The sequence below is a fragment of the Acidobacteriota bacterium genome, from assembly GCA_016196035.1.
Taxonomy (GTDB): domain Bacteria; phylum Acidobacteriota; class Blastocatellia; order RBC074; family RBC074; genus JACPYM01.
Genome location: JACPYM010000056.1, coordinates 1 through 11,261, shown reverse-complemented (window position 1 = coordinate 11,261; position 11,261 = coordinate 1). Strand labels below are relative to the sequence as shown.

Annotated in this window: 13 protein-coding genes; 2 read left to right on the top strand and 11 right to left on the bottom strand. The window is 56.4% G+C overall.

The window, feature by feature from the left end:
* Positions 1 to 342 precede the first annotated feature (342 nt).
* The 6 genes from HY011_16815 to HY011_16790 all read right to left on the bottom strand — a co-directional run bounded on the left by HY011_16815 (position 343) and on the right by HY011_16790 (position 4,795).
* Positions 343 to 645, bottom strand: coding sequence for a Dabb family protein (locus tag HY011_16815; protein MBI3424598.1), 303 nt, complete (start codon positions 643 to 645; stop codon positions 343 to 345).
* 110 nt (positions 646 to 755) lie between these two features.
* Positions 756 to 1,934 carry a VCBS repeat-containing protein gene (locus tag HY011_16810; protein ID MBI3424597.1) on the bottom strand — a complete coding sequence of 393 codons (1,179 nt, stop codon included), beginning with the start codon at positions 1,932 to 1,934 and terminating at the stop codon, positions 756 to 758.
* Complete coding sequence (locus HY011_16805) at positions 1,931 to 2,485, bottom strand: NUDIX domain-containing protein (GenBank protein ID MBI3424596.1); 555 nt, start codon at positions 2,483 to 2,485, stop codon at positions 1,931 to 1,933. Before HY011_16805 ends, HY011_16810 begins: the two co-directional genes overlap by 4 nt.
* Positions 2,485 to 2,913: a hypothetical protein gene (locus HY011_16800; protein MBI3424595.1), complete on the bottom strand. Its 429-nt coding sequence runs from the start codon at positions 2,911 to 2,913 to the stop codon at positions 2,485 to 2,487. The genes HY011_16805 and HY011_16800 overlap by 1 nt, the downstream gene beginning before the upstream one ends.
* A gap of 122 nt (positions 2,914 to 3,035) precedes the next feature.
* The gene (gene hpnH, locus HY011_16795; GenBank protein MBI3424594.1) at positions 3,036 to 4,061 is read right to left on the bottom strand and encodes an adenosyl-hopene transferase HpnH; all 1,026 of its coding nucleotides are present in this window, start codon (positions 4,059 to 4,061) and stop codon (positions 3,036 to 3,038) included.
* Between the two features lie 125 nt (positions 4,062 to 4,186).
* Positions 4,187 to 4,795 (bottom strand): HAD family phosphatase, encoded by a 609-nt coding sequence (locus HY011_16790; GenBank protein MBI3424593.1) that lies wholly within the window; start codon positions 4,793 to 4,795, stop codon positions 4,187 to 4,189.
* 92 nt (positions 4,796 to 4,887) lie between these two features.
* Between HY011_16790 and HY011_16785 the strand changes: the two genes are divergently transcribed.
* On the top strand, positions 4,888 to 5,139 hold the full coding sequence (locus HY011_16785) for a hypothetical protein (protein ID MBI3424592.1): 252 nt from the start codon (positions 4,888 to 4,890) through the stop codon (positions 5,137 to 5,139).
* A gap of 284 nt (positions 5,140 to 5,423) precedes the next feature.
* Here HY011_16785 and HY011_16780 read toward each other — a convergent pair whose 3' ends face one another.
* The 5 genes from HY011_16780 to HY011_16760 form a co-directional block, all read right to left on the bottom strand.
* Positions 5,424 to 6,602 (bottom strand): MFS transporter, encoded by a 1,179-nt coding sequence (locus tag HY011_16780; protein MBI3424591.1) that lies wholly within the window; start codon positions 6,600 to 6,602, stop codon positions 5,424 to 5,426.
* 126 nt (positions 6,603 to 6,728) lie between these two features.
* Entirely contained in the window at positions 6,729 to 7,031 is a 303-nt protein-coding gene (locus HY011_16775; protein ID MBI3424590.1) for a DUF167 domain-containing protein, read from the bottom strand.
* Positions 7,031 to 7,666, bottom strand: a complete 636-nt coding sequence (locus HY011_16770) for a hypothetical protein (protein ID MBI3424589.1) — start codon at positions 7,664 to 7,666, stop codon at positions 7,031 to 7,033. Before HY011_16770 ends, HY011_16775 begins: the two co-directional genes overlap by 1 nt.
* A 35-nt stretch (positions 7,667 to 7,701) precedes the next feature.
* Positions 7,702 to 8,436, bottom strand: coding sequence for a YggS family pyridoxal phosphate-dependent enzyme (locus tag HY011_16765; GenBank protein MBI3424588.1), 735 nt, complete (start codon positions 8,434 to 8,436; stop codon positions 7,702 to 7,704).
* Positions 8,436 to 9,668, bottom strand: coding sequence for a VWA domain-containing protein (locus tag HY011_16760; GenBank protein MBI3424587.1), 1,233 nt, complete (start codon positions 9,666 to 9,668; stop codon positions 8,436 to 8,438). Before HY011_16760 ends, HY011_16765 begins: the two co-directional genes overlap by 1 nt.
* A 450-nt stretch (positions 9,669 to 10,118) precedes the next feature.
* Between HY011_16760 and HY011_16755 the strand changes: the two genes are divergently transcribed.
* A complete protein-coding gene (locus tag HY011_16755; GenBank protein MBI3424586.1) occupies positions 10,119 to 10,976 on the top strand; it encodes a M23 family metallopeptidase in 858 nt (285 codons plus the stop codon).
* Positions 10,977 to 11,261: the final 285 nt, after the last annotated feature.

The window sequence follows — 11,261 nt, the reverse complement described above, 5'->3', positions numbered from 1 at the left end:
GCTCGGCATCGCGGTCAACTGCAAACGAATCGTCCGCCTCTTAACGGCTGCGCCCGTTGCACAGCCCGCTTAAGCTGCGGCTGGCGCGACCTGCGGAAGCTTGTCTCGCAAATACTTTTTAAGCGGTCTCCGGCAGAGCGCAGGACAAGACATCATTTTTCTGCCGCTGTTGAGTCCTGCGTCCCTTCAGGACGCGTGGGGCGTGGCACATTGTTCCGGTGGCTCCGCTCGCGCTCCACCACCGGCTAATATCCGCTGTGCCTCCGGCACACAGAAGCTGTCAACGCACTTATTGAACCAACCTGTGCGTAACATCAGTTAGTCAAAGGGGCGACCTTTGATTTAATCCGTTTTGGCATCGTAAATCAGCACCCGCTCCCACAACGCGGCGCATTCGAGGCGGAACCGGTCGTGAATGGCATCTACCTGATACGCTTCGTGCGCGGCGTCATCATCAAAAACAACGACCAACGCGCACGAATACGAGCGGTCAATGATCGGACGATCCGTCGCCGCCGGGGTGCCGATGTAACAGGCTTTGACGGACGAGATCGTGCCCAGCGAATGCACACCCGCCCAGAATTGATCCTGTTGCGCCTGTGTCAAATCCGCCTTCAACCAAAAGTAAACCGAATGAACGAACATTATTTGCTCCTTTAGCTGGCGATCGGCGATTGAAGATAGAAGTCGAAAATAATAACCGGATCAATCAAGGTGGGGGGAACAGTTTTGAACTGCCAACTGCCACCTACTCCTTACTTGCCTTTTTGCCGTGGGAAATCTATCTGCTCAAACAGGTAGAGTCCCGATTTACCGGGCGCGACGATGTCCAGATCGCCATCGCCGTCAATGTCTTGAACCGGCAGTTGCATCCCGCCGCCCACCTTGCCGCCGTAATCCAGCACGTGTTTGGTGTACGTCGCATCAGCGTTGAGCCGGTACCAGTACAAGCCCAGCGGTTCGTATGCGCCCGGATCAATGTCGTGCGCCAGATAGCGGTTGCCCGTCACGATGTCCAGGCGTTTGTCGCCATCCAAATCCACCAGCGTCACGGCGTGCGCTTGCGACCAACTGTCGTCAATCGTGTGCGGTGCCCATTGCGCGCCCTTGTTTTCCAGCCAATACACGCCATAACCATGCCCGCTGCCAAACACGATGTCCGGGCGGCCATCGCCGTTCACATCCTGCGCGTAAATGTGGCTGCACTGCCGCGTGATCTTGACCGGCTGGCCCGTCTCGCGCCACGTCCAAGTGCCGGTGCGCACGTCGGCAGGCGCTTCAAACCAGCCGTGCGCAGTTAGAATATCCGGCTTGCCATCGCCGTTGACATCGCCCGCGCCCGTGCCGTGCAAGCCTTTCATATTCGGCACGCGCCCGACCGAGTGGCGCACAAACTGGCCTTTGACGACCTCGAACCAGACGACTTCGTTACTGCTGCCGTAGTTGGGCAAAATCTCCAGCGCCTTGCCATCCCCGTCAATGTCCACCTGCATCGCCAGTTCGTAATTGAAGCCCGTCTCGACTTCGTGCTCTTTCCACAACACGTTGGCGAGTTCGCCATCAAAACGGCGCGGATTTTCAAACCAGCGCATCTGTTTGCTGAACCAGGCGCAGCCGACGACATCTGGGAAGCCATCGCCATTCACGTCCAAAATCATGTCGCTGAAATTGTCCACGTAACCGTTCTGAAACCCGATCTCGCGCAGCCGGTGCTTTTTCCAGCCGGGCGCTTCAAACCAGTTTTCGCCGCTGACGATGTCCAGCCGCCCGTCGTGATTGATGTCGGCGACAGCGGCGGATTCGTTCGCGCCCGCGTCAATCAGATGTTTGCGAAACATCGGCCACTTGGGGCCTTGCTCTTGCGCCAGGCTGCCAGGGGAAAGCGAGAGACCGCCCGCCAGCAGCAACAAAATCATCACGCCCAAAAGTTTCATCGGCTTGCCTCTGTTGAGTGTTGCTTGGTTGCCAGTATTACCTTGTTGGATGGAAATGAACGGGCGCAAACTACTTCAACGCTCGCCCGTTGCAATGCCCGCGCGATCAAACCGCGCTGGTCGGCGCTCAAGCCCGCTGGCAATTCAGCCAGCGCGAACCAGGCGGCTTGTTGGATTTCCACTGCGCGCGGCGCAGCGTCACCTTGCACGCGGCAGCGAAAAATGATCTCGACCTGCTGAATCCTTTCGAGCGTGTGAATGAAGGCAACTTCTGCCTGCTCAATCTCAACTCCGACTTCTTCGCGCAACTCGCGCCGCAACCCGGCCGCTGGCTGTTCGCCCGGTTGCAGGAAGCCGCCCGGAATGCCCCAGCCGCTGCCAGGACGAAAGCGATGTTGTAACAACAAGACGCGGCCTTGCTCATCGGTGATCACCGCGCCGGTCGTGACGGTGAAGCGCGCTTCGGTCAACAGCACGCCCCAGCGCCGTACACGTTTGGGCAAGCGCCGCCAAATCTTGCTGGAGACTCCGCCAAGCATTCGCCAGAGCATCAACTTTCAGTGCTACCTTTGGAAAACAAGCTGAGCAGGAAAAGCACTTCCACGACGCTAAAACAAATCAAGGGTGGCGGCACGCGATAGACCGCATTCATGACTACCAGCGCGCCTACGCCCAGCACATTCAACCAAGTCAACGGTTTGAGCAACCTATCGCTGCCGTGTTTGGCCGCCAGCAGATTTTGCATGCCCCAGACCACGACCGTGACGCTCATCGTGAAGGTTAGATCACGAAAGATGTCCAAGAACGAGGGCACCATCCCCATCCCCATCGCCAGCGTGAACTCGCGCATGGCTTTGAGCACCGCAGCTTCGGCGTCGTTCATAGGCGTCAACGAAAGATTACCCAGCGTGTGTAGTAATGCAGTAATCAACAAACAGATCGAAGCTGCCGAAAAAAGGCGACGGCCTTGGCGAAACATGCGAGGTCTCCTTGCTTAAATGGTGGGACAACAAAAAACCACACGCAGCAGGACGAAGAATCGCTTAAACCTCTTCGTAAAACTTCGTGTGGCTTCGTGACTGGCCTGGACGTGCCCAGGACTTAGATGCCTTTGATCGAAACAAGCATGCCGCGCAAGCTGCTGGTCGCATCAATTGCCGCCGTCGGCTCGTGGCCGCAATGCATCATGCAATCCTGGCATTTGGGGTTGCCGCTCTTGCGCCCGTACTTGCTCCAATCGGTCGTTTCCAGATATTCCTTAAACGTCTGTGCGTAGCCGTCGCTGAACATATAACACGGCTTCTGCCAACCAAAGATATTGTAATTCGGGCTGCCCCAGGGCGTGCATTCGTAATCAATCTCGCCCATCAAAAATTTCAGGTACAGCGGCGATTGGTTGAACTGCCACTTCTTCCCTTTGCCCTTTCCTTTAGATGATGCCATCGGCGTGAGCACCTGGCGGAAGAGTTCGTTGGTTTGCTGGCGCGAGAGGAAGTGATCCTGGTCGGGCGCTTTTTCGTAGCTGTAGCCGGGCGCAATCGTCATCCCGTCCACGCCAATCTCGGTGAGCATGTCGAACATCTCGTGCAAGTCGGCGGGCGTTTCGCCCGCGAAGACCGTCGTATTGGTGTTGACGCGGAAGCCGGCAGCTTTGGCTTTCTTGATCGCGTTGATGGCGACATCGAAGATGCCTTTGCGGTCTACTGAATGATCGTGGCGTTCGCGCATACCGTCGAGGTGAATGTTGAAGGTCAGATAAGGCGACGGCTCGAAACGGTGCAAATGCTTTTCCAGCAGAATCGCGTTGGTGCAAAGGTAAACGAATTTCTTGCGCGCGATCATGCCTTTGGTGATGACATCAATTTCGGGATGCATCAGCGGTTCGCCGCCCGCGATGGTCACGACGGGCGCGCCGCATTCATCAATCGCCTTGAAGGCCTGTTCGGGCGTCATGTTCTTTTTCAGAATCTCGCCCGGATACTGAATCTTGCCGCAGCCGACACAGGCCAGGTTACAGCGGAACAGCGGTTCCAGCATCAGCACGAGCGGGTACTGTTGATTGCCTTTGAATTTTTGTTTGAAGATGTAAGAGCCGACTTTGAGGGCTTGTAAGGCCGCGATTCCCATAATGTGCGTTCGCTTCTCCTGCTTGAATGGTGGTCAGGTTATTCTGCGTGATTGGTAAACCGGATGCTAGCCGAAGGGGTCAGGTTTTAGCAACCGTTTGGTTATCTAAGTCGGTCGTGCCTGGCCTACAAAATTCCTCGCCGTACCAATTCAACCTGCAACGCCCCAGGCGTAGTGAAATGGATCGCCTGCCAGCCGCATTGCCACGCCGCTTCGACGTTCGCCAGCGAGTCGTCAATGAAGAGACATTCCGCGGCGGGCCGGGCGATGCGTTCCTGCAAGTGCGCATAAATCTCCGGCTGCGGCTTGACCAGCTTCAACCGGCCCGACAGCGCGACGTATTCGAACCATTGCAAAAACTCGAAGCGCGCTGCCGCGTGCGGATAGGTTTCCGCCGACCAGTTGCTGAGCGCAAACAAGCGATGCCCGCGCGCGCGCAATTCGCGCATGATCTCAACGGTACCCTCAAGCGCGCCGCCCAGCATTTCAGGCCAGCGCTCCCAAAAGGCGTGAATGTGCGCGGCGTGGTGCGGATATTGCGCTGCCAGCAACGCGATTGCTTCAGCAAACGGACGGCCCGCATCCTGCTGCGCGTTCCATTCGGATAAGCCAACCTCGGCGAAGAAGGCTTCCATCGTGGCTTCGTCGGCAAAGAACTGGCGATATAAATAGCGCGGATTCCAATCAATCAGTACGGCGCCGAGATCAAAGATTAGGATGGGTTTGTTCGACAAGTTTTGTGGCGACTCCTTTTTGCGTTATGGTGCCGGTGGAAGGCTGCGTAGTTGACCAAACGGCGCGGCAAAACTCAAACGGGGGTAAAACGATGAGCACGGAAAACGAGCGGGAATTGACCGAGACAGAACGCGATTTCTTTGAGGCAATTGACCGCAGCACAGCGGCGGAACAACGCATCTTTGACGCGCTGCTCAACATCAGCGATGACGACTATTACACGTTGCTGGAAATCGAAGTCGAACACGTTTGCGGGCCGGCGCGCGTGCAAGTGTATCCCGAACGGGCCGGCACCTTGTATCGGTGTCTGACTTGCGGCGTGGCGGGGATTATTGGCGGCTGATTCGATGGCAGATTTGAGCCTGAATCCACGGCTAAAACCGTACAGCAGACTGCCAGTCTGCTGTAGTCTCGGCGCGTAGCCCACTGGCCGCGTCTACAGCAGACTGGCAGTCTGCTGTACGGCAGCGCAATTTCACTCCCTGGGTGAATAGCCAGGCTGACAAAAAAAACGCTGCTATTGGTCGAAACTGTGTTTTCAACTGCTTAACTGTGGATTTGGGTTTGAGCTTGCGGATTGCGGATTTCCCTGCGGAAATTCAATCCGCAATCCGCAACCCGCCATCGCTAGGATTGGCTCAAGCGCACCGCCTTGTAGCCGCCCGCCGCGCGGTCTTTCAACCACCACGCCGCAAACACGACCAGCGGGATCAGCGCCAGCTTTGAGACGAACTTAAAGACTTCCGCCGCGCCCCAGGCGTCAAACACCGCGCCCATCTTCAAGATGATCACACCCAGCGCGAACTGCCCGGCAAAGCCCATCAGCCCCATCGTCAACGCACCGCCTTGCGGGAAGCGTTCCGAAGTGATGCCCAGCATCGTCGGCCACATAAAACAGACACCGACATAAAAGATCGTCGCCGCAATGTAAGCCAACGTCGGCGTGGTCGCGCCCGCCAGCATAAACAAGCCGATGCCCGCCAGCAGCACTGACATACACATCATCCCAATCGGCGAAAGCTTGTGCGCAATCGGCCCGGCGAAATAACGCAGCACGAACATCAGTGCGCTGCCGTAAACAAACACCATCGTGCCCGACATCTTCGCCGTGTTGCGCAAGACCGATTCCAGTAACTGGCCCGGCCCCAGTTCTATCGAAGCCGTCAGCATCATGCAAAACAGCAACAACAGAAAGGCCGGATTGCCCACCGTCTTGAACATTTCGCCGGTCGAGATACCCGCCGCCATGCGTTCGGTTTGCGGGAACTGCTGGCCGAAAATCAGGAAGCCATAAATGATCGTCGGGATAATCACGATGCCCATCTTCACCTGCCACGAGACATTGAGTAGGCCCATCAGGTAAGCGATCAATCCGCCGATGATCAAGCCGCCCGGCCACCACGAATGCAGCACATTCAGCCGATGCACTTTTTCAGTGGGATAGACAGTCGCCGTCAACGGGTTGATCACGGCTTCGACCAGGCCGTTGCCGAAGCCGGCAAAGAGCATGGACATGTACAGCACGGTGTAATTCGGCGCGGCGATGAAGGCGAGGATGCCGCCAATGTGCAAGACCAACGCCAGATAGAGCAGATTGCGCATGCCCAGCGCATCCAGCATCGGCGAGGCCGCCAGGATCGAAGCGGCGAAGCCAAAGAAGGCCATCGTTGAGACGAAAGCGTATTGTTCGTGACTCAAATGATAAGCGCCTTCGACGGCGGGGGCGATGTCGCCGCGAATGACAAAGATCATCGCCGTGACGACGAGTGAGAGACAACTGGCAATAAAGAGCCTGCGTTGATTCATGCATTCCTCCAATGCTTGCTGACGGTGTCGTGTTGTGAACTCGGGTTGGCGGGTTTTCCGCCGGGGAAAGTGGTCGAACCAAAAAGCGGGCGGGATTATGTAGGCAAGCTGCCGAAAAAGCAAAAGTCAGGTTTGGGCCAGTGCGGCGCTAATTTTCTGCTCGGCAATGGCTGGTTGAACGCCGCTAACACGGATGAGTTTCTGTTTGGCGGTCGTGCCGGAAAGGATTTCGATGGCTGCGCGCGGCACGTCAAAAAACTTTGCCAGCCAGCGAATCAATTCTGCATTGGCCGCGCCATCCACGGGCGGCGCGGCCAGCCGCAATTTCAACGCGCCATCCAATGCGCCCACGATGACGGTTTGCGAGGCGCGCGGTTGGACGCGCACGGCGAAGGTAACAGCGTTGTCGCGGGCGGTGAGCTTGACCATCAGAAAAAAGCGTTTTGCACAGCCGAGGCGACAAAGCCCAGAATCAGAAAGGCCAGCAGAAAGATCAGCGGGCCGAGTCTGCCGCTGGAGTCGAAAGAGTAAAGTACAGGGTAGATGCGCCGCCCCGCCCAATCCGCCGCGCGGTCAAACAGCCCGAACCAGGAGTAGATCACCAGAATCGTCATCAGCGCCATCAGGAAATAGATCGCCGCCAGCAACACCGTCCCGATCACCGCGCGCACGCCTTGCAGCATTGCACCTTCGCCAAAGTAATTCAGCGTGTAGCCGATACTGCTCAGCAGAATCGCCACATCCTGCACCAGACTACGCAGCAAATAGAAAAACAGCACGAAAGCCACGATTAACAATATCCACAACGGGTCAAACCCAAAGGCCTGGCGCAAGGGCTGGTAAAACTGCGAATTCTTTATCTCATAAAACCACTTGTTCGTCGGGCGGCGCGCGTAATAGGCAATGCGCCCAAATGGATTGAGATTGAATTTATCCACCAAAAAGCGAATCAGCAGCAGCACCAGCACAAGGCCCAGCGCGATCTGAATCAGCAGATCAGTGGTGGCAGTCAGCCAAGCGGCCAACGTGAGTAAGCTTCGTCCAGCAGTGATGAGTGGTGACATAGCGATGTGAGAGAGTTGGGATGCTGGGTGTTACTTCAAACGTATTGCCGGGCGCCAAAGAGCGCCGTGCCTACGCGCACAAAGGTCGCGCCTTCTTCGATGGCGACCTCAAAATCATTGCTCATGCCCATCGAAAGCTCGCGGAAGGCGGGGCCAACCACGCCAGCCTGCACGGCGGCGTCACGCAATTCGCGCAACCGGCGAAAGAAGGGACGCACGGCTTCAACGTCATCCAGAAACGGCGGTACCGCCATCAGCCCTTTCAGTTCGAGCGCGTCCAATTTGCTGACCGCCTCGCACAAAGGCGAAACTGCTGCCGGCGCGAGGCCTGCTTTTGAATCCTCGCCGCCCAGATTGACTTCGAGAAAGACCGGCAGCCGCTTGCCCAGTTCCGCCGCCGCCTGCGCCAGCTTTTCAGCCAGCTTCAAACTATCCACCGAATGCACGGCGTCAAACAGTTCGACCGCGCGCCGCGCCTTGTTCGATTGCAGATGCCCGATCAAATGCCATTGCACTTGTTGTTCGACACTCAGCGTGCGCAACTCTTCCAGCTTGCTCTGTGCTTCCTGCACGCGGTTCTCGCCCAACACGCGAATGCCCGCAGCAAGGGCGGCGCGGATGCGCGCGGATTCAACCGTTTTGCTGACGGCGACCAGGGTGACTTCGGCGGCAGCACGTCCGGCGCGCGCGCAAGCCGCCGCGATACGCTGCCGAATCTGGGCAACGTTCTCGCGAATGGCTTGCTGATGATCTAACGCGGGGCCGGTCATTACTTGGTTTCTTTGGCTTCGACGTAGGTTTGCCGGTGTTGAATCACGATCAGCTTGGGGTCAATCTTGTCGCCCAGATTGGCTTTGACCTGAATCTTGCGGCGTTTCCCTTCCTTGCGCGTGTTGGTGGGGATGTAACCGAGACTGTACTGATTGCGCACCAGCGCGGAAATGGATTGCAAGGTGGACGGGATTTCACCCGAGAAGGTAATCGGGAAATACTGTCCGCCGGTGGACGTGGCAAACGTCTTGAGCGTGTTTTGCGCTTGCAGCATGGTCATGCGGTCAAGGGGAATCCCATTGATGTTCGTGCCACGTCCCGGATCAAGCGCCTGATCGTACAGCTTGAGGAAGAGATTGCCGGTCCCAATGACATAGATAGGAACGCCAGAGTTTTCGACGATCTTGCGCGCCTCGTCAAAATTGATTTTGCTGAACGTGTCGAGACCAGAGCCGATGTAGAGAATGGCCGTGCGCGCGTTGACTTCATAAAGGCCGGCATAATCCGCCTGCCCTTTTTTATCGGTCTGTTGCTTGCCCTCTTCCAGCACGACCGCATCGCCCTTGCCGCCGCGCAAGACGAATTTCAGCGCGTCGAAGAAATTGCTCTCGCTAAAGGCCGGATTGTTGCGAATGAGCAATTGAATCGCGCCCATCAGCTTATTTTTGTCGTCGGTGAAATCCACAATGGGCGTGGGGCGAATATCAAACGCCACCACCGAGATAAAATCTTTGGGTTGCACAAAGCGCGAGACAAACTCATAGGCGGGCCGCAAAATCTCGACGCGGCCATATTCAAAGTAACCGCCCGCCGGGCTGCCCAGCACATCAATCAATTTGCTGTATTCCAATAACAGCACCATCGTCACGGGCGCTTCGGGCGTGGCAAAGTTTTCGACCTCCTGCTTAATTCCGTCTTCGTAAATTTCGAAATCTTCTTTTTTCAGCCCGCGAATGACGGCGCCGGTCTTTTTGTTATAAACGACAGCTTCGACGTTGACGACGTCGGTGCTAATGGTGACGGCGGCGGTGGGGGCGGTCTTATCCACCTTCTGCTCTTCTTTTTTCTGCTCGTCGCTTTCCCCACTGGCCCCCGGATTTTTCTTGTTCGTCTTGCCGGACTGGCGGCCCGCCTGCGCCGAGGCGCGATGCTCTAGCACGAGCGGCGTCAATAAACACAGCAACAGCGCCACGGCGACACTAACAGCCAACCATTGCAACTTGCGATTCATAACTTCCTACCTCTTTCTTGTGATCCAGTGGATTTCGAATGCGCGGTCAGGCAGCTTTTCAACGACAGGCAGTCTAACAGATGCCGCCACGCGTGGGAAGTTAGGGTCTGGCAGGCCTGAACCGCACCGGAAAGCCATTGAATTGGTCAGCCCAAAAGCGCGCGGCTGGCCGCTTGAATAGTGAATTTAATCTGGCTTAAAGACAGATATAATTTGGCTTACCACGTCCCGCCTGAAATTACACTGTATCGTTGGTTGAAAAGCCGAAAGGGGCTGTGCTAGCCTTGCCCACTGTTACAACACAAGCACACAGCTTTTACGCCCCAACGTAATTCTGCGTGACTTTATCGTAGTCGTTCAAAGAACAATCCTAATCATTATCACTGGAAGACATTTGGACAAGTCAGCAAAGCTTTGGAGTAAATACTGCCTTGTCAAGGAGTCTATGCGATGAACGAAGAAAAGCGCTTCTACACCTTTGTGTTTGCGCCGACGGCTAGCTCCCCTTTACGAAAATTTGCAGTCCCACATAACGCCCTTTACGTCATTCTCGGTTTTGCCGCCGTTGGTTTTTTAACCATTGCTTACGGCGCTTATAAGCTTTCACAGCACGCTTATGTCGTAGCCAAGCTCAATCTGATGCAAAACGAAAACCGCCGTTTGCGCGGGGAGAACGACGAAGTCAAAACCAACATGGATCGGATGCAAGGTCGGCTGGCCGCCATTGAGACGACCTCGCGGAAATTGGCTGAAGTATCCGGCCTCTTGCCAGCTTCGACCGCCACGATGGGCGCGGGCGGCCCCAGCGGCAATGACATCCCGGATCTGGAACAGACCACCTCTTCGCTCGAATTGCAGTTGCGGCAACTGAAAGATGTGTTTGACAAGAATCAAGTCAAACTGGCCTCCACGCCCAGCGGCTGGCCGGTGCGCGGCTATATCACAGACGGGTTTGGCGCGCGCTCGAACCCGTTTGGCGGCGGCGGCGTTGAAACGCATCCGGGCTTGGATATTTCGGCGCCGTTTGGTACAGGGATCAATGCCACGGCGGACGGAATCGTCATCTTTGCTGGTGTGCATGGCGGCTACGGCAACGTGGTCGTGGTGGATCACGGTTATGGCGTCACCACTCGTTACGCGCATATGTCACGCATTGACGCGCAAGTCGGCGATCACGTAACGCGCAACAAACAGATTGGCGCCGTCGGCAGCACAGGCCGCTCGACTGCCCCGCATTGCCATTACGAAGTACGCTTGCAAGATCGCCCGGTCAACCCGATGAGCTATGTGGCGACCGCTTTACGATAAGAGTTGACCGAAAGAGAAAAATAAAAGGAGGAAGGGCGTGCCTTCCTCCTTTTATTTTTCTTAGGCCAAGCACTTTGCTACCCTTTACCTTAACTAACTAACTGATGTTACGCAGGCGAAGAATTGCAAGAAAGGTTGACACCCTCTGTGTGCCGGAGGCGCGCAGGAGATTAGCCGGTGGTGGAGGCCTCGCCGCAACCACCGGAAGCAGGCGCACACGCCCCGCGCCCCGGCAGGAGACCGCTTAAGTTCTTTTTGAAAACATTGGCAAATTTCTTCCTGCGG

Excerpts from the sequence above, each read along its gene's own strand:
- HY011_16815 (MBI3424598.1), bottom strand. The coding sequence starts at position 645 with ATGTTCGTTCATTCGGTTTACTTTTGGTTGAAGGCGGATTTGACACAG.
- HY011_16810 (MBI3424597.1), bottom strand. The coding sequence starts at position 1,934 with ATGAAACTTTTGGGCGTGATGATTTTGTTGCTGCTGGCGGGCGGTCTC.
- HY011_16805 (MBI3424596.1), bottom strand. The coding sequence starts at position 2,485 with ATGCTCTGGCGAATGCTTGGCGGAGTCTCCAGCAAGATTTGGCGGCGC.
- HY011_16800 (MBI3424595.1), bottom strand. The coding sequence starts at position 2,913 with ATGTTTCGCCAAGGCCGTCGCCTTTTTTCGGCAGCTTCGATCTGTTTG.
- hpnH (MBI3424594.1), bottom strand. The coding sequence starts at position 4,061 with ATGGGAATCGCGGCCTTACAAGCCCTCAAAGTCGGCTCTTACATCTTC.
- HY011_16785 (MBI3424592.1), top strand. The coding sequence starts at position 4,888 with ATGAGCACGGAAAACGAGCGGGAATTGACCGAGACAGAACGCGATTTC.
- HY011_16780 (MBI3424591.1), bottom strand. The coding sequence starts at position 6,602 with ATGAATCAACGCAGGCTCTTTATTGCCAGTTGTCTCTCACTCGTCGTC.
- HY011_16775 (MBI3424590.1), bottom strand. The coding sequence starts at position 7,031 with ATGGTCAAGCTCACCGCCCGCGACAACGCTGTTACCTTCGCCGTGCGC.
- HY011_16770 (MBI3424589.1), bottom strand. The coding sequence starts at position 7,666 with ATGTCACCACTCATCACTGCTGGACGAAGCTTACTCACGTTGGCCGCT.
- HY011_16765 (MBI3424588.1), bottom strand. The coding sequence starts at position 8,436 with ATGACCGGCCCCGCGTTAGATCATCAGCAAGCCATTCGCGAGAACGTT.
- HY011_16760 (MBI3424587.1), bottom strand. The coding sequence starts at position 9,668 with ATGAATCGCAAGTTGCAATGGTTGGCTGTTAGTGTCGCCGTGGCGCTG.
- HY011_16755 (MBI3424586.1), top strand. The coding sequence starts at position 10,119 with ATGAACGAAGAAAAGCGCTTCTACACCTTTGTGTTTGCGCCGACGGCT.